General features: G+C 42.9%; 14 protein-coding genes. 7 read left to right on the top strand and 7 right to left on the bottom strand.

Annotated features, from left to right (window positions below):
• Nucleotides 1-24: 24 nt before the first annotated feature.
• Complete coding sequence (locus tag INT03_RS13295; protein ID WP_193009315.1) at nucleotides 25-2178, bottom strand: heavy metal translocating P-type ATPase; 2154 nt, start codon at nucleotides 2176-2178, stop codon at nucleotides 25-27.
• A gap of 152 nt (nucleotides 2179-2330) precedes the next feature.
• Between INT03_RS13295 and cadR the strand changes: the two genes are divergently transcribed.
• Nucleotides 2331-2741: a Cd(II)/Pb(II)-responsive transcriptional regulator gene (gene cadR, locus INT03_RS13290; protein ID WP_226950197.1), complete on the top strand. Its 411-nt coding sequence runs from the start codon at nucleotides 2331-2333 to the stop codon at nucleotides 2739-2741.
• A 141-nt stretch (nucleotides 2742-2882) separates the two neighbouring features.
• Here the strand turns inward: cadR and INT03_RS13285 are convergent, their stop codons facing one another.
• Nucleotides 2883-3077 (bottom strand): heavy-metal-associated domain-containing protein, encoded by a 195-nt coding sequence (locus tag INT03_RS13285; RefSeq protein WP_193009314.1) that lies wholly within the window; start codon nucleotides 3075-3077, stop codon nucleotides 2883-2885.
• A gap of 150 nt (nucleotides 3078-3227) precedes the next feature.
• Here INT03_RS13285 and INT03_RS13280 point away from each other — a divergent pair, with 150 nt between their 5' ends.
• Together INT03_RS13280 and cueR are read left to right on the top strand one after the other, a co-directional pair.
• Complete coding sequence (locus INT03_RS13280) at nucleotides 3228-5705, top strand: heavy metal translocating P-type ATPase (protein ID WP_193009313.1); 2478 nt, start codon at nucleotides 3228-3230, stop codon at nucleotides 5703-5705.
• A 65-nt stretch (nucleotides 5706-5770) separates the two neighbouring features.
• Entirely contained in the window at nucleotides 5771-6163 is a 393-nt protein-coding gene (cueR, locus tag INT03_RS13275) for a Cu(I)-responsive transcriptional regulator (protein WP_045452174.1), read from the top strand.
• 310 nt (nucleotides 6164-6473) lie between these two features.
• Here the strand turns inward: cueR and INT03_RS13270 are convergent, their stop codons facing one another.
• From INT03_RS13270 to lipB, 5 genes are all read right to left on the bottom strand, one after another.
• A complete protein-coding gene (locus tag INT03_RS13270; protein WP_193009312.1) occupies nucleotides 6474-7106 on the bottom strand; it encodes a hypothetical protein in 633 nt (210 codons plus the stop codon).
• Between the two features lie 105 nt (nucleotides 7107-7211).
• Nucleotides 7212-7505 (bottom strand): Imm40 family immunity protein, encoded by a 294-nt coding sequence (locus INT03_RS13265; RefSeq protein ID WP_193009311.1) that lies wholly within the window; start codon nucleotides 7503-7505, stop codon nucleotides 7212-7214.
• Between the two features lie 156 nt (nucleotides 7506-7661).
• Nucleotides 7662-8129, bottom strand: a complete 468-nt coding sequence (locus INT03_RS13260) for a hypothetical protein (RefSeq protein WP_045452183.1) — start codon at nucleotides 8127-8129, stop codon at nucleotides 7662-7664.
• Between the two features lie 161 nt (nucleotides 8130-8290).
• Nucleotides 8291-8821, bottom strand: coding sequence for an inorganic diphosphatase (locus INT03_RS13255; RefSeq protein ID WP_010198287.1), 531 nt, complete (start codon nucleotides 8819-8821; stop codon nucleotides 8291-8293).
• A 208-nt stretch (nucleotides 8822-9029) separates the two neighbouring features.
• A complete protein-coding gene (gene lipB, locus INT03_RS13250; RefSeq protein WP_193009310.1) occupies nucleotides 9030-9863 on the bottom strand; it encodes a lipoyl(octanoyl) transferase LipB in 834 nt (277 codons plus the stop codon).
• 602 nt (nucleotides 9864-10465) lie between these two features.
• On the opposite strand from lipB, the gene INT03_RS13245 reads away from it, so the two are divergent.
• The 4 genes from INT03_RS13245 (at nucleotide 10466) to msrAB (ending at nucleotide 17319) form a co-directional block, all read left to right on the top strand.
• Entirely contained in the window at nucleotides 10466-11950 is a 1485-nt protein-coding gene (locus INT03_RS13245) for a coniferyl aldehyde dehydrogenase (RefSeq protein ID WP_193009309.1), read from the top strand.
• 349 nt (nucleotides 11951-12299) lie between these two features.
• Nucleotides 12300-14231: a glycine betaine ABC transporter substrate-binding protein gene (locus tag INT03_RS13240; protein WP_193009308.1), complete on the top strand. Its 1932-nt coding sequence runs from the start codon at nucleotides 12300-12302 to the stop codon at nucleotides 14229-14231.
• Between the two features lie 75 nt (nucleotides 14232-14306).
• A complete protein-coding gene (locus INT03_RS13235) occupies nucleotides 14307-15215 on the top strand; it encodes an ATP-binding cassette domain-containing protein (RefSeq protein ID WP_193009307.1) in 909 nt (302 codons plus the stop codon).
• A gap of 289 nt (nucleotides 15216-15504) precedes the next feature.
• Nucleotides 15505-17319: a bifunctional peptide-methionine (S)-S-oxide reductase MsrA/peptide-methionine (R)-S-oxide reductase MsrB gene (gene msrAB / locus INT03_RS13230; RefSeq protein ID WP_193009306.1), complete on the top strand. Its 1815-nt coding sequence runs from the start codon at nucleotides 15505-15507 to the stop codon at nucleotides 17317-17319.
• The last annotated feature ends 344 nt before the right edge of the window (nucleotides 17320-17663 follow it).

The following is a 17663-nucleotide window of genomic DNA, read 5'->3' as shown; positions in this document are numbered from 1 at the left end:
AACCGTTTTATTTTTTAACTGTCATTAACGGGAAGACACTCCTTTAAAACGCAGTAAACGCAATGCATTCAGCGTGACCAGTACCGTAGCACCAGTATCTGCTAGCACAGCAATCCAAAGTCCTGTCACGCCGAGCACAGTGGTTATCAGAAATATGCCTTTTAACCCAAGTGCAAATATGACATTTTGATGGATATTTCTCATGGTGGCGCGGGATAAGGCAATAAGGTTAGCAACGTCCATCACGCGGCTTTTTAATAGGGCAATATCAGCCGTTTCGATAGCCACATCCGTGCCACTTCCCATCGCAATGCCAATATCTGCCGCTGCCAAAGCGGGTGCATCATTGATACCATCACCAATCATCGCTATTTTACTATTGCTTTGCATCTCTCTGAGTAGACGTAGCTTGTCTTCAGGTAACAGCTCAGCTTGCCACTCTATATCTAACTGACTGGCTAGCGCTTTTGCCGTACGGCTATTGTCACCTGTGAGCATGACAGAACGCACATTCATCTTATTAAGCTGGGCAATAGCTTGCTGTGCATCTTCTCGTAACTCATCACGTAAAGCGACCAATCCGAGCGCATCCCTCGTATGCTCATCAAACAAAATAGAAACCGTTTTACCATCATTTTGTAGCATCTCAATTTGAATCTGCTGCTCAGCTGGCAACATCACTTTCTCAGCGACGTAGACTGGTGAGCCGATGGCCAAAGAGCGTCCAGCAACCGTTGCATGAACGGCTTTACCGGCAGTGGCAAAAGTATTAGCGGCATCTGGTATCACTACCTTAGCGGCTTTGGCATGATCCACAATAGCGATAGCAAGCGGATGACTAGAGGTAGCATCAACACTTGCAAACAGTGACAGTAGTTTATCGTGACCCTCAGCATCGTCATGTACTGTTTTAAAATCAATGACATCCGTTACTCGAGGTTTGCCCTCGGTCAAAGTACCCGTTTTATCAAAAGCGACAGTACTGACCTGACCCACCAACTCCATGACATTACCGCCTTTGATAAGCAGTCCATGGCGCGTGCCGACAGCCAAACCTGAGGCAATAGCGGCAGGTGTTGACAGCACAAGAGCACAAGGACAAGCTATCAGTAATAGCGCCAAACCGCGATATAACCATATTCCCCATTCTGCTCCCATCAGTAGAGGTGGGATAATAATGACCAGCGCTGCAATCGCCATAACGATAGGCGTATAGTAGCGGCTAAAGGTTTCAATAAAGCGTGCGGTCGGTGCTTTGGAAGATTGCGCCTGCTCCACAAGTTCAATAATACGCGCAATCGTATTATCTGCCGCTGTTTTTTCCACGCGTATTTGTAGTACCCCATCAACGTTAATAGATCCAGCAAAGACCTCATCGCCTATGGTTTTGGCAACAGGAACAGATTCTCCAGTTACAGGTGACTCATCAAGGCTAGATATCCCTTGAACAATCACTCCATCAGCGGAAACTCTATCACCGGGACGCACAAGCACCTTATCGTTAATCTGTAATGCAGTCGCTGCCACCTGACGTTGTTGTCCTTGTGCGTCCAATAGAATAGCAGTCTTTGGCACTAGCGAGGATAACGCTCTGATGCCAGCGCGCGCACGATCAGCCGCGATGCTCTCTAAAAGCTCACCAACCGAAAATAGGAACACCACGGCAGCGGCTTCTTCCGCCTCTCCAATGATAAGAGCGCCGATAGCCGCAACAGACATGAGCATTTCAATTGAAAAAGGTGAGCCTACTAACGCCAGTGCAAAAGCTTTACGGGCAAACGGTAGGACACCGATAGCCACAGCGGCAATAAAAACCCATGCGCCATATTCAGGGAAAATTAAGGACAACATATATGCGGCACTCATCAAAATCCCAGTACCAATAACCTGCTTACCCTTTATGGTTTGCCACCAGCGCTGATCGTTTACCGCTGCTTGACCACCATCAATACCCATCTCATTTTGTTGACTCGTTAACGCTGATACACCAAACCCTAAGCGCTTAATAGTTTTTTCGATATCTTTAACGTCAGTACTCGTATCTTGTTCTAGGGTTAATTCTAGCTTCTGAGTCGAAAAGTTTAGCTGAACCTCAGAGACACCAGGCATACGTGCTAGTGCCCGCTCAATTTTGCCAACACAACTGGCACAGTCCATACCTTCAATATGATATTGCATAGTTATTTATCCTCTTATTAAAGACATTATGAACCCTATAGTAGCTTCAGGGTCAAGGCTTTTAACGACAAAGGGGTTTGATCTTTTATCAGCAAACCTTATAGTTACTTTATTGTTTTAGATAATAGAAAATACTATTTAAGGAGATACACATGCTAATCAAAATTGGTGAACTTGCTACGCGCACCAGTGCGACGGTCGAAACCATTCGCTATTATGAGAAAGAGAGGTTATTACCAGAGCCTGCGCGTAGCCAAGGCAATTATCGTTTGTACAATGAAGCGCATTTTGAGCGTCTACAATTTATCCTGCACTGCCGTACGCTCGATATGACTTTGGATGAAGTACGAACCCTGCTTCAGTATAGAGATAAACCTGAGGAAAACTGCGGTGAGGTCAATGTGCTATTGGATGAGCATATCGATGCGGTAGAAACACGTATGGAAGAATTGGTTCAGTTAAAGCAACATCTACTAGCGTTGCGGCAAAAATGCGCAAGTGAAGCGCTGGCTGAATCCTGCGGAATACTGCATGCGCTTGCCGATAACTCCTGTCATAAATAAAGTATTCATTTTGGTAACATTATCCACTTTTCATACGTAAAAGTAGACATATCACCAAACGCGCGTGGTCAATAAATTCAAAATGATTCAGCCCATAATCCTTTCTGTTAATCGTATAGACTGCGCGTCTATCAGACTGATTCATTGCACTTGTGCAGGGAAATCATCTCTTGCTAAAGCAGCCATCATCTGATCAACACTTGCGATGGTGTCGATATTGACCACTTTGGCTGCTAGATCCATGTCAATTTTGGCGTTTGAGTCGATATCGTGAATGATGGCTGTCACACCACGGGCGCAACCGCCACATTTCATATTTACAATTAATAGTTTCATAGCCTTTCTCCAAATAAGTTTTATTTCATCACTAAGCTTAAGCCTTGTCATGATGGTAAGGTCAAACACATTTTAAAAAAACACGCTTGACCTTACCATTATGTCAACCTCTATGCTGTTGATAACAGATTGAACATGATAGAGGGTGTTATGAACTCAGAAAATAGTAGGTCTTATCTTTACAATGAAACATTACCCATTGAAGGTATGACCTGTGCTTCCTGTGTGGGGCGGGTGGAAAAAGCATTAAAAAAAGTTGAAGGTGTTGAAAATGCTGAGGTGAATCTTGCGACTGAAAAAGCCATGATTTCCTCGTCTCAACCTTTAGATCTTATCGCAGCAACCAAATCAGTAGAACGAGCCGGTTATAAGATCTTGGCATCTCAGCCGATTGAGCTGTCGATAGAAGGTATGACCTGTGCTTCCTGCGTTGGACGGGTAGAAAAAGCATTAAAAAAAGTCGAGGGCGTACAACAAGCAAACGTCAACCTTGCTACTGAACGCGCATGGGTACAAGGCAACGCTCAAGTACAGAGCAGCGATTTGATTCAAGCCGTTAAAAAAGCGGGGTACACGGCTAAGCAGATTGAGCAGAGTGTGAGTGTTCAACAGGATAAAAAAGCCACGGAACAGCAGCAGCTGAAACGAGATTTAGCGATCTCTTTAATTCTAGCCGTGCCTGTTTTTATTCTAGAAATGGGGTCACATATGATTCCAGCTTTTCATATGTGGGTCATGGATAATATCGGCACGCAACAAAGCTGGCTGATTCAATTTGTTTTGACCACGCTGGTACTCATCTTTCCAGGGCGACGTTTTTATCAAAAAGGTATTCCAGCATTATGGCGTTTTGCTCCAGATATGAATTCATTGGTGGCTGTTGGAACACTGGCAGCTTATAGTTTTTCGCTAGTCGCAACATTTATTCCACAAGTTCTACCTGAAGGCACTGTGAATGTTTATTACGAAGCGGCCGCTGTGATTGTAAGCTTAATTTTATTGGGGCGTTATTTTGAGGCAAAAGCCAAAGGACGTACCTCTCAAGCCATTCAACACCTAGTGGGTATGCAAGCAAAAACAGCACGTGTTCACCACAATGGGCAAGTGATTGAAGTGCCGATTGCAGAAGTGACCACAGAAACGATTGTTGAGATTCGTCCCGGTGAGCGTGTTCCAGTCGATGGTGAAGTCGTTGAAGGTCAAAGTTATATTGATGAATCCATGATTACAGGTGAACCCGTGCCTGTCAAAAAACAAGTGGGTGATCAAGTGGTCGGAGGCACGGTCAATCAGAATGGGACCTTGAATTTTCGGGCGACTGCTATCGGGGAATCGTCAGTATTGGCACAAATCATTCGCATGGTTGAACAGGCTCAAGGGTCTAAATTACCGATCCAGACATTGGTCGATAAAGTCACTATGTGGTTTGTCCCCATGGTCATGCTCTTAGCCACTCTGACTTTTGCTGTGTGGTTTATTTTTGGTCCTGACCCTGCTTTGACGTTTAGTCTCGTCAACGCCGTTGCCGTCCTAATCATTGCTTGTCCCTGTGCAATGGGATTGGCAACACCTACCTCCATTATGGTTGGCACAGGTCGCGGTGCAGAAATGGGCGTCTTATTCCGCAAAGGTGAAGCATTACAAGCTTTACAGGAAGTGAAAGTCATTGCGGTCGATAAAACTGGTACATTGACTGAAGGCAAACCAACCTTAATAGATTTTCATGTCCAACAAGGGTTCGAACAGAACCAAGTCTTGCGCATTGTGGCATCGGTTGAAGCAAAATCTGAACATCCCATTGCCCTAGCCATTGTTCAGGCCGCAGAGCAACAGAATATTAGCTTATTACCGATTACCACTTTTGATTCTGTGACGGGATTTGGAATCAAAGCAGAAGTTGAAGGTCAAGCCGTTCATATTGGTGCTGATCGTTATATGCAGCAATTAGGACTTGATGTTACTCCCTTTAAAGACGAAGCCGCGCACTTAGGACAAGAAGCTAAAACCCCCATATATATTGCGATTGACCAGAAGCTAGCAGCCATTATTGCCGTTGCAGATCCTATTAAAGACAGCACTTATGCCGCTATTGCAGGTTTACATCAACTGGGCTTAAAAGTAGCCATGATTACAGGCGACAATCGCCATACTGCGCAAGCGATTGCCGAAAAATTACATATTGACCAAGTGATCGCAGAAGTGTTGCCTGATGGAAAAGTAGATGCAATACGTCAACTGCAACAACAATATGGACGAGTGGCTTTCGTTGGTGATGGTATCAATGATGCGCCCGCTCTCGCTCAAGCTGATGTCGGTCTGGCGATTGGGACAGGGACAGATGTGGCAATTGAAGCCGCAGATGTAGTGTTGATGTCGGGTAGTTTACAAGGGGTTCCTAATGCGATTGCTTTAAGTAAGGCCACCATCAAAAATATTCGACAAAATCTATTTTGGGCATTTTTCTATAATATTGCTCTGATTCCAATTGCTGCAGGGGTCTTGTATCCAGCGTTTGGAATTTTGTTGTCACCAATTTTTGCAGCAGGAGCAATGGCGCTATCCTCTGTTTTTGTGCTAGGTAATGCCTTACGCTTAAAGTATTTTCAGGTGCCAACGATTAAAGCATAGATTATATTAAGATAGGGTTAAAGTAGCCGTTTGGCTTTAACCCTTTTTATATCAGGAGGAAAGTTATGAATATCGGTCAAGCGTCAGAGCAATCAGGAATCTCTCCCAAAATGATCCGCTATTATGAACAGATTGGGTTACTTGATGCCGCAAAACGCTCAAATTCAGGATATCGAATCTATTCTAAACAAGATATAAAAGACTTATGCTTTTTGAGACAGGCTCGTGATTTAGGTTTTTCCTCCAAACAGATGAAAGAGTTACTTGATTTGCGGAAAAATACAGATCGGCAGAGTGCTGATGTTAAACAATTGACACTGCAACATATCGCAACTTTGAACCAAAAAATAGCTCAATTGCAAGATATGGTGAGCTTATTACAGGTTTCTGCTGATCATTGCTCAGGTGATGCAAACGCCGATTGTGCCATACTAAAAGATCTTGAACAGAATAAATAAAGTAAATTAGATATAATCTTACCTGTTTTTTATGCATATCTCAGTCTAAAAAAATAGTTTCAGAAAAAATTAAGGCTATGGTTCCCTAGTGAGGACTTGAATCTTTGGCTGTAGGCTAATAGTATCGGTATATTGAGTTATTTAGGTAGTCGCGGTGTACTTCGTTATGTACATGAAATGAGCTTTTGGATCATTATTTTTATTTACCATAAGCGCGGTTATAGGAACATGCTCAACGCTGTATACAAGCTTTAAAATATCGTCTGATTGTCCTGCTTACTAAGGTTTATAAACAGGCACTATTTCTTATTCAATCCTTATGCCACTTGTCCAAATAATTAATAGCCATTGTATTAATTGCCTGCCAATTAGCTAGGTTTTTTCCTGAGAATTCAAGCAAGACGTTGTTATTATAAATAGGATGTAAATATTCCATTTGGCAAACGCTGTTTTGATCATTGTTGGTTGCCATCAAACAGCGAATAGTAGTTGACGAATTTGGGTAGATATTACCTACATATGATAGGATCGAGTTATCCTCAGTATCAACGTATGCCTTTAATTCAAAGTTGTCATGCCTAATATCTTTACGATTGGTCTTCTTTATAATATCGACCCTAGTAAGCATATCGTTGCCTTCAATAACTGAGTTCATAGCCGACCAATGGAATTTTATAATATTCGCATCATACTGCAATGCGTTTGGATCTTCATCTTCATTGGTAAGACCTCGACCACTAGGCCAAAAGAAATAACTAAGACCCATATCCGTCTTAAAACTTGCGTAACTACCTGTGTCTGGTCTAACAATATGGTTTAATGGAATTATATAATTGTCACCATCTACACCTACTTTAATTCGAATATTAGGGTTATATATATTTGGTTTAGTACAACTAACTAATATTAATAAACTTCCCGATAATAAAAATAGCTTTTTCATTATATTTTCCTTAAGGGAAGTAGAAATTTCGTCCGTTGATATTATGGTTTTTTCAAATATGGTTCGGTGCGCTATACAGGCTTCGAACTGTTGAACTGTTAGTCTTTAGGCTACGAAGCAGACATATAAATCTTTTCCTTTAAATATTCTAAGGTAGTCTTGAGCTTTAATTATACTATCTTCAACACTACTGCCTTCATAAAACCAGTTTTCATAAAATGGAGCAAAATTTTCAGATGAATTTTTGATATAAATATCACCACCTAAAATTAGTACTCTATTAGTTCTGTAAACCTCTAAAACACTATCCATTTCATGTATAGGGAAAGCGAAATTCTCAATACCATTACCCCTCAAGCTTTCGCCTAAATGTGAGCATAAATCTAAGATTCTATTCAATATTTTAACCTCTCATCTAAACTGATTTTTTGAGTGCATTGACTATACCCCAAGGGAACCAGCTATTTCAGCCCTCTAAACCTATTAACAGACTGCTATAATGGAACCACTTATAACAGACTATAAAAAATTTAACACGACAACATCCTGTCCTATTTAACCAAATACCCGCCATAATATCCAAAATAATCCAGCCATAATGATGGCAATCACCAATAGCCTTTTCAGCCAATAGGGTATCAGCGGTTTTTTATAGCCTAAATCATTAAGCTGGCTGTCCACACCATTTTGTAGGCTCTTGAATCCTCGACTTTGCTTAGTCGTTTTGACGCGATTTTTGATCAGCTGTCCAGTTTCATCCTCAGCACCTTGCTCTCTATCAAAGCTAATAGCATGATTAGGAATGCCTTGCTTGCTGGCGATAGTGTTGAGTTTTTGCTGCTGCTTTACCTTTAGTTGTGTCTCATAGGCATCAATCCTATTCTTGGCGTCATCCATACTAATGTCTTCATCTGCCGCCAAAGTCTTGATCGCCATCACTAAATTGTTTTTTTCGATCATCATGATGACGTCTCTTGGCAGCTTTGGGTTGACTGGTTTTGAGCTAGGGTCGGGGTTAAACATGACTGTCCTTATGGCGATATGAAAAATAGGCATCGATAGTGTTGATTATTATAACCATTTTATAGCAGTAATATTCAATCAAAAAAATACCGCAATCACGATAATGACTGCGGCATTTTAATAGCTATCATTTATTAGCATTTCTACCAATTTTTGATAGCCTATAGGTCTTTCCAGCGTTGGATAGACTCTTTGATGACTTCTTTTGCTTCTGCAACGTCGCCCCAAGATTCAACGACCGTAGTGCCTGGTTTTTTCAGATCTTTATAGTGGCTGAAATGGAACTCTAACTGGTTGATTAGCTGCTTTGGTAGATCCGCTAGGCTGTTATAAGCATTGCCTGTATCACGGTCGTCAGCAGGTACGACGACGATCTTGTCATCGACTTCGCCATCATCAACGAATTTCATCACACCAATGACTTTGGCTTTTAAGAAAATACCAGTTGGTAGTGGCTGCTCAGTTAGCAGTAACACATCAAGCTCATCACCATCTTCGTCAAGCGTTTGCGGGATAAAACCATAGTTACAAGGCTTGGCAAAAATCTGTGGATCAATACGATCAAGCTCAAATACCGCCAGTTCGCGATTCCACTCAATTTTATGGCTGCTACCAGCTGGGATTTCTACTACTACGTTGATAATGCCGCCGTCTACATCGCCTGCGTCCAAAATTTTGTTAAAATCTGCCATAAAGTACTCCAATTTGCTTTTGTTTTAAGTGCTTGAATAATAAGTGGTGATAAAAGAATAACGTCGCGGCACTGCGATATTATCACTGTGCCCAATATGTGCCGCCTGCGATTATAACAAGTTTGACTCAAATTTTCTCACAATGCTTAAGTCTAAGCGTGCACGATATTATGCAAAAAAAGATTATGCAAAAACGGACTCAAAGAACTCACTTGGGTGCGAGTGCGCGTAGCTCAATGAGTCCGGCATGACGCTTAGCAATGTTATCAATAAGTTTTTGGGTCACTTGCTCATAGCTTAAGGCTTCACCAGTTTGTTCATCTGACTCTTTTTGCATAGCCGTAAAGTCGGATAACCGTAACATTTGCATCCCCGCATAGCCGCACGGATTAATCGCATTAAATGCGGACAAGTCACAATTTAAATTAAGTGCGATACCGTGATAGCTAAATCCATGTTTAATTTTGAAGCCTAACGATGCCATTTTTCCAAGCATAATTTTATCATCGAGGAAGGTACTGTTGGCTGGTGCATCGATATCGGTATTGTCACTGTCATCCGCTACAGATGTATCAGCATATAGATAAACACCGGGTGCGTCACGGCGCGCATGGGCGCTGATGGCTGTTGTGTCTGATGAAGCAGAATTTTGCAAGCAGTCATTGATGACGTCTTCGATTGCTTGCTCGGCATGCGAGACCAAGTTGCGCACACTCCAGCCCAAGCTATTCAAATCGAACAACCAATAAATAACCAGCTGTCCGTGACCATGCCATGTCACTTGACCGCCGCGATCCGTTTTTATAATAGGCGTATTGGTACGTTGCAAGATGTGCTCTTCTTTACCTGCTTGCCCTAAAGTATAGACATCATTGTGATCGACAATCCATAATTCGTCAGGTGTGCGCAGTCCTTGCTGTTTTTTTAAGTCAATACGTGCAAGCGTACGTGCTAGCATCGCATCGAGAGTGGGAACGTAATCGGCTGTTGTTAGAGATTTGCTGATCAGTGTGTCATTAAGCTGTTGCGTGGTGTTTTGCATGAGAGTCGCAGTCTTATTGTGGTCTGGTTCGAAGAGGTGTATCACTGATATTCAGTCGTGATATCGATAGTGAGTGTAGCAGTTTTTGCGATTGGTACCCAAGATTATCTCTGGTCACGCTGTAAAACTCAACAATCAAAACACTGATAAATGCCCTAACGGAGTAGCCATAATAAGCAAAATTTCTCAGTGCTTAATATGAAATTTCTAGCATTGTGATGCGTGTTTATAGACACTTATTTCATACAGACGCAGGAGTCAACTTAATGTGCTGTTCATTGATTCGTTGATGCGCTACATTAAAGTGCAATGAATGGAATCGCATTACTTATATTCAGGGGTTGCCATCAATGTAACCCGCTGATTAGGACGTGTCCTCAATTTAATCGATTGCTTTCTAAATGGGCTAAAAATGGCTAAATTTTGCCAAACATCGTCAAATAGCTTATGAATATCTCGATATTATTTGCGCTACTTTCCTTGTTTGACGGCAATTTATCTCATGTTTATCACCATTTTTAAAATGAGGACAAGCCCTAGAAATACAGAGTCTCTAACCCAATAGAGTATATTGATTCCAACGCAGATGACAAGGAAGATAAATGACAGATAATAATCAAAACATGAATGAGCAGACCTCAATCGACACGGATATGTTGCAGCAACCTGCGCCAAAATCGCCTAGTATTGCTAATACGGTTGATGAGATGCGAGCGCAATTTTCACGCTTACAAACACTCAGTCGCACGCAGCCAATCAATGACTGGGCCACTCGTGAAACCCAACTAGACAGTCTGGAAATCATGCTTAGCGATAACCAAGCCAGTTTCGCCAAAGCGATCAGTGCCGACTTTGGTTATCGTAGCGAATCAGAGACCCAGTTTGCCGAGTTGTTTCCTAGCTTTACTGGTATCAGCCATGCCAAAAAGCACGGTAAAAAATGGATGAAAGTTCAGCGAGCTTCTATTTCAGCGCTGTATATGCCAGCTCATAATGAAATTCAACCTCAGCCATTGGGCGTGGTTGGTATCATGGTGCCTTGGAACTATCCGCTATTTTTAGCAGTAGGACCGATGATTGATGCACTCACTGCTGGCAACAGAGTTATGATCAAGATGAGTGAAGCGGCACCGCAGTTCGCCCAAGCATTTGCCAGTGCGATTGCTCGTTATTTTTCACCAGACATGATTTGTGTAGTACTGGGTGAGGTAGACATTGCGGTTGCTTTTAGTGAGCTGCCTTTTGATCATCTGCTTTATACGGGTTCTACGGCTGTGGGCAAAAAAGTCATGGCGGCGGCAGCTCCTAACTTAACACCTGTCACGCTCGAGCTGGGTGGTAAATCACCGGTCGTCGTGTTAGAGGGCGCAAACTTAGAAAACGTCGTCAATCGTGTGATGATGGGCAAAACACTAAATGCGGGTCAGACCTGTATTGCCCCTGATTATGTGCTGATTCAACGCCAATATCATGAAGAGTTTATCCGTTTAGCAAAAGAGTGGATGGAAAAGCACTATCCAAATATTGAGACCAATCCAGATTACTCACGTATTATCAATGGCGAGCAATTTAAGCGTGTCAAAGGGTATTTAGATGGATTATCGAGCGATGGGATCCATAAGCTTACTGATGCTGAGTCTAATATCGAAACGCGTCTAATGCCGCCTGTCATCGTGAGTGAGCCTGCCCCTGATAGTGATGTGATGCAGGACGAGATTTTTGCACCGATTTTGCCATTGATGCATTACGATACGCTTGATGATGCCATTCATTTTGTCAACGAGCGACCACGCCCACTGGCGTTATACGTTTTTGGTGATAACTACAACGCGCTAGAGAAAGTACGTAATAATACGGTCTCTGGTGGTCTATGTATTAATGAAGTGCTGATACATGTTGCCCAGCATGACTTACCGTTTGGCGGGGTTGGCGATTCAGGAACGGGGGCTTACCATGGTAAAGCGGGATTCGAGCGTCTTAGTCATATGAAACCAGTATTTGTACAATCCAAGTTGAATGGGTTGAATTTGTTGTTGCCACCTTATGGCGGGTTGTTTAAAAAAGCCATGGCAATGTTTTTAAAATAACAAATGCTAAAGCGAGCAAAGTTGACATAGCTTTCTTTCAAGCAAACAAAAATACTTAATCATTGTGAGCAATCATATAAGCAATGTCAAAAAATAGCATCTACTGAGGTAGGTGCTATTTTTTTGTATAAAAGTAAACGATAAAAAATTAATGAGCATTTGTCATCTTGTCTATAAATCGCTACACTTTGTAGTGAGCCTAAACGATTGCAATATTAGTTTTAGATGAAGACGTTGCCTAGTCTTCAACGACTGAATGAGTCAAAAGCAATACACGCTTGGCGTAAAGCAATAATATTATTGCCTTGGGCGTTAATTTCCATAATAAAAATTATAAATAGGACACCTTATGCGCCAATGGATTGCGTTAAGTTTACTATGCATAAGCGTATTGTTACTGCCAGTATCGGCATCAGCAGCTTGTGATGCACCAATCAAATTTGGCGCACTGACATGGGAGAGCGGTCAGTTTATCTCTGGGGTGCTCAAGTATATCGCTGAAGATGGCTACGATTGTGCGATCGAAGAGGTGCCGGGTGCTGGTCCTGCTCTCGAAACGGCATTGTCACAAAACGATATTCAAGTGATTGGGGAGCAGTGGGTTGGACGCTCGCCAATTATGGAACAAGCCATCGAGCAGAATAAAGTAGCAGTCATCGGTGATACGCTCAAAGGCGGTGCAACTCAAGGCTGGTACGTACCCAAATATGTATTAGAAGAAAACCCAGGTCTACGCCGCTATCAAGATTTGCCTAAATATGCTGAGCTGTTTAAAGATCCCGAAGACCCTAGCAAATCACGCTTTATGAATTGTCCGTCTGGTTGGACGTGTGAGATTTTCAATACTCGCTTGCTGAAAAATACTGGTTTAGATAGTATATTTAACAATGCCCATCCCGGTACTGGGGCGGCGCTCGACGCCGAGATTGCCTCTGCTTTTGAGCAACATAAGCCACTACTATTTTATTACTGGCAGCCTACGGGCTTGATGGCAAAATATGACTTTGCGCCATTAGAGTTCCCTGCTCATAAAGATGCCTGTTGGCAAGACTTGTTACGAGCGGATGGCACCGCCGATTGTGTGTCTGGCTTCCCTGTCTCACCTTTAGGTATCGCAGTATCTACCCCCTTTATTGAATCCAATCCAGAGCTTGCTGATGTTTTTAAAAAAGTTCAGTTTAGCTCCGATGAGCTCAATGGCGCTATCTTGGAGATGAGTGAAAATAAACGCAGTGGCGATGAGCAAGCACTAGCATTTTTGCGTAAATATCCGAGCGTCTGGCAAGCATGGTTGTCTGATGAAGCAGCCAGTAACCTTGCGGCTAAGCTAGGCATCAGCTTAACGGGCGAGGCTATCACTGCGGATGCAACCGCCTCTAGCACTAATCGAGCGACCTCATTATCGAGCTTTCCTTCATGGTCGCTTGAAACCCCGCTTAATAACACATTGGCAAGCGTTGTCCAAAATTATGGCGATGTGTTTCGTACCGTCAGTACCATGGCGTTAACCTATCTATTGCTACCGATTGAGCGTCTATTAACCACTATGCCGCCTTGGCTTATCATTGCGCTTGTGAGCGTATTGGCATGGTTTGGTGTCCGTAAAATCTGGTTTGCACTGGCATGCGCCGTAGGACTGTTTCTCATTGGTGCATTTGGACTATGGGGCGCATTGATTGATACCTTGGCACTGCTCATCGTATCAGTGTTGGTGACCGTCGTGATTGGTATTCCTATTGGCATTGCTATGTCGGGCAGTAAAATTCTTCGCAAGGTTGTGACGCCGATTCTGGATGTGATGCAGACCATGCCAAGTTTTGTCTATTTGATACCCGTATTGATGTTATTTGGGATTGGCAAAGTGCCTGCGTTATTTGCCACTATTATTTATGCCTTGCCGCCACTGATTCGGCTGACGACATTGGGGATTACCCAAGTCAATCACGAGATGATCGAGGCAGGGCGCTCATTCGGTAGCACACACTTGCAGCTGCTCATTTGGATTAAATTGCCGCAAGCATTACCCAGTATTATGGCGGGCGTGAATCAAGCAGTGATGATGTCGCTCTCTATGGTGGTGCTCGCGTCTATGATTGGCGCACCGGGGCTTGGCGAAGATGTGTTGCAATCGATTCAAACGCTTAATATCGGTCAGGGCTTGCAAGCAGGCACGGCGATTGTCATCGTTGCCATTATTATTGACCGCATTACGCAAGCGTTCGGTCAAGGTAAGCGTGCTCGGCAAAAAACCATCGATGCTGGCAGGCATCCCATTGGTTAATTATCAGTGACATGGTCGAATGTTCAACACGCCCTAATCATAATGATAACTAGAAAAATAAAAATGAGAGCCATCATGAACCATATTCAATTGGAAAATATCAGCAAGATTTATAATGCCAATAGCTCGCAAGCAAAGTCTGCATTGGCATTATTAGCAGAAGGTATGGATAGTATTCAGGTAAAGGAACAAACAGGCTATTCGGTCGGGCTTTATGACATCAATTTAAGCGTTAAAGCAGGTGAGCTGCATTGTATTATGGGCTTGTCAGGTTCAGGAAAATCAACCTTGATACGCCATATTAATCGTTTGATTGACCCAACCAGCGGTAAAATATGGGTTGATACTTCTATTAATGCTAAGCCGTCTACTATTACTAAGCCCTCCACTAATGCCAAACCCTCTGCTGATTTATTAGAAAATGGAAGATCATCGCCTGCTATTAATATTTTAGAGCTAAATGATAAAGCGCTACAGCATTATCGCCAGCAGACACTCAGTATGGTTTTTCAGCATTTTGGTTTGGTGCCACATATGACGGTGCTGCAAAACGTCGCTTACGGCTTGCGAGTGCGAAAAATGAGTATCAAAGAACGCCACGAGGTTGCTCGGCATTGGCTTAATGAAGTTGGGCTAGCAAATTTGGAGAAAAGTTACCCTGATGAGCTGTCAGGAGGGATGCAGCAGCGTGTCGGGCTGGCGCGTGCCTTAGCAACCGATAATCCGATATTGCTGATGGACGAGGCTTTCTCTGCCCTTGATCCGCTCATTCGTGCCCAATTACAAGACCAACTACTTGAGCTACAAGCACGGCTAAACAAAACCATCGTCTTTATCACTCATGATATCGATGAAGCGATTAAGGTCGGTCAGCGGATTAGTATTTTAAATGGCGGGCGTTTGGTACAAACGGATACACCCAGTGAATTGCGCCACAACCCAGCTGATGAGTATGTGGCTCAGTTTATGGGTGCCAAAATTTAATTTACAAATAATACGACGTTTTTTTAAATGCTGTTTTATAAATGGCACCTGCAAAATGATAGATTTCTGTCTATATCATTATTCTTACACTGTTGTTAAAAAAGTGTAGCAACCCCTTAGTTACTATTAAACTAAACTCCATCATCGATGTATACTATTAAGATACTCTAATAGCATATTAGCTTTGCTAAAATCTCGATTTCTCCACTCTCATTGACCACGTAAGAAGACCATGAGCGAGTATAAAAACTCAGTTTATGATCGTAAGACTTCGTAAAAAGGACCTCGCATGCCGCATAAGAAAATTCGCCATAATGATCGTAGTCATACTAATAAGTTAGCGATAGACTTACCACGTGATTCATCACGTTGGCTAAAGAACGCCAGTGCCGTTGGTGTCACGACAGTACTGAGTGCCGGCATATTGGTCGCTTGTGGACAAATGAGTAGTGCGGAGAGCAATGCAAGTAGCACGACTAAATCAGCCAAGCAAAATAGTGGAGTAACTAGCTCACGTGATATGTTGCCCTCCGATATGCTTGGGCAAATGCGAGCGCTGCCGCAATTGACAAAAGGCTTAGGTGACACGGGCACAGCAGTCATTGACCCTAATAAACCAACCTTGATTAAATTTTGGGCAAGCTGGTGCCCATTATGCTTGGGCACGTTGGCAGAAACCGAAGAATGGCGCACCGATCCCAAGTTCGCTGATTTAAATGTCGTGACTGTTGTCAGTCCCGGTCATCTAAACGAAAAAGCCGATAGCGACTTTAGCACTTGGTATGCAGGCGTCCAAGCAGACTATCCAAAGCTACCAGTATTGTCTGACGCTTCAGGCGAGCTGATTAATAAACTTGGTGTGCAAGTGTATCCAAGCTGGGCGATACTCGATAAAAGCGGCAACTTGGTGCATTTGGTGAAAGGCAATATATCGGCAGAGCAAGCCTATGCTCTCGCTGAAAATGCCAATAATGATTTTGCTGAGCTTAAAGCAGGGAGTGCTAAACCAGCAAATGCGCAAACCTTAGATAACAACAGCAAGATTGAAACCATCAAACAAAAAGAGGGCGTTTATTATAACGATAAAGGCAAAGCGATTAATACGCGCTCAATCTACTTGGCGGGTGGCTGCTTCTGGGGCGTAGAAGCTTATATGGAGCGCGTCGAGGGTGTGGTCGACGCTGTATCAGGCTATGCCAACGGCGATACCCCCAATCCAAGCTACGAGCAAGTGATTCGTGGCTCAGGTCATGCCGAAGCCGTCAAAGTCACTTACGATGCGGATAAAACAGACCTTGATACTATCTTAAAATACTACTTCCGCGTGATTGATCCAACCAGCCTCAACAAACAAGGCAATGATCGCGGTGTGCAGTACCGATCAGGCGTTTATTACACCGATAAAGAAGATAAAGCAGTGATTGATGCTGCCCTCAAACGTGTACAAAGCCAATATAAACAAAAAATTGTGGTAGAAAATGAGCCGCTAGACAATTTCTACTTAGCTGAAATGTACCATCAGGATTATCTGGCAAAAAATCCAAACGGTTATTGTCATGTTGATTTAAGCCTTGCCGATGATAAACCAGAAGGTACTGCGCGTACCAAGCTTGCACCTGTAAGTACCGTTGCTGAGACTTTAGACCCTAAGCGTTATGCAGGATTTGATAAAAAAGCATTGAAAAATACGTTGACTAAAGCACAATACAATATCACGCAAGATGCCGGTACTGAGCGCGCCTTTAGCCATGAATATGATAATTTATTTGCGCCGGGTATCTATGTCGACGTGGTGAGCGGTGAACCTTTATTTTTATCAACCGATAAGTACCAGTCTGGCTGTGGTTGGCCAAGCTTTACTAAGCCGATTGATATGCAAGTCATTACTCAGCATGAAGACACCGCTTTTAATATGGTACGCACTGAAGTTCGCTCGCGAATAGCAGACTCACATCTGGGTCATGTATTCCCTGATGGGCCAAAAGATCGTGGCGGGCTGCGCTATTGTATCAATGGCGGTGCGCTACAGTTTATTCCAGTCGATGTGATGCCGCAGTCAGGCTATGCGCCATTAGTGAAGTTGGTTAAGCCTGCAAAACCTTAACTATTAATACTGATAATCGACTTTATATAGAGATGTTAAGATAATTCTTAGCGTCTTTTTTATGATTGATGCCTTGAGTATAATTACTATCACAGCATGATGGTTCGTTTTATTATCGTTGTATTTTTGCTGTTATAGCCGTTGAGTTATGAAAAACCAACCAAACTTCGTTATACTCAAAAGCTGAGCGTTTTCTATTATTAATACTTTTATCATCTAGCGCCGTAAAACCACGTCCTTCTAGGGCGTGAATATCAGGCGTCAACCGTTGTTATCTAAGATTGAACATACCTTGATAACCAAATGCATTGAGATCATAATTACCCCATGAAAACGCTCAAACT

The sequence above is a fragment of the Psychrobacter sp. PG1 genome (genome assembly GCF_014897815.1).
Lineage (GTDB): Bacteria > Pseudomonadota > Gammaproteobacteria > Pseudomonadales > Moraxellaceae > Psychrobacter.
Note: the sequence above shows the minus strand (reverse complement) of the source record. Positions and strands in the feature narration are given on the sequence as shown.

Excerpts from the sequence above, each read along its gene's own strand:
- INT03_RS13280 (WP_193009313.1), top strand. The coding sequence starts at position 3,228 with ATGAACTCAGAAAATAGTAGGTCTTATCTTTACAATGAAACATTACCC.
- INT03_RS13240 (WP_193009308.1), top strand. The coding sequence starts at position 12,300 with ATGCGCCAATGGATTGCGTTAAGTTTACTATGCATAAGCGTATTGTTA.
- INT03_RS13245 (WP_193009309.1), top strand. The coding sequence starts at position 10,466 with ATGACAGATAATAATCAAAACATGAATGAGCAGACCTCAATCGACACG.
- INT03_RS13235 (WP_193009307.1), top strand. The coding sequence starts at position 14,307 with ATGAACCATATTCAATTGGAAAATATCAGCAAGATTTATAATGCCAAT.
- INT03_RS13295 (WP_193009315.1), bottom strand. The coding sequence starts at position 2,178 with ATGCAATATCATATTGAAGGTATGGACTGTGCCAGTTGTGTTGGCAAA.
- lipB (WP_193009310.1), bottom strand. The coding sequence starts at position 9,863 with ATGCAAAACACCACGCAACAGCTTAATGACACACTGATCAGCAAATCT.
- INT03_RS13255 (WP_010198287.1), bottom strand. The coding sequence starts at position 8,821 with ATGGCAGATTTTAACAAAATTTTGGACGCAGGCGATGTAGACGGCGGC.
- cueR (WP_045452174.1), top strand. The coding sequence starts at position 5,771 with ATGAATATCGGTCAAGCGTCAGAGCAATCAGGAATCTCTCCCAAAATG.
- msrAB (WP_193009306.1), top strand. The coding sequence starts at position 15,505 with ATGCCGCATAAGAAAATTCGCCATAATGATCGTAGTCATACTAATAAG.
- cadR (WP_226950197.1), top strand. The coding sequence starts at position 2,331 with ATGCTAATCAAAATTGGTGAACTTGCTACGCGCACCAGTGCGACGGTC.
- INT03_RS13260 (WP_045452183.1), bottom strand. The coding sequence starts at position 8,129 with ATGTTTAACCCCGACCCTAGCTCAAAACCAGTCAACCCAAAGCTGCCA.
- INT03_RS13270 (WP_193009312.1), bottom strand. The coding sequence starts at position 7,106 with ATGAAAAAGCTATTTTTATTATCGGGAAGTTTATTAATATTAGTTAGT.
- INT03_RS13285 (WP_193009314.1), bottom strand. The coding sequence starts at position 3,077 with ATGAAACTATTAATTGTAAATATGAAATGTGGCGGTTGCGCCCGTGGT.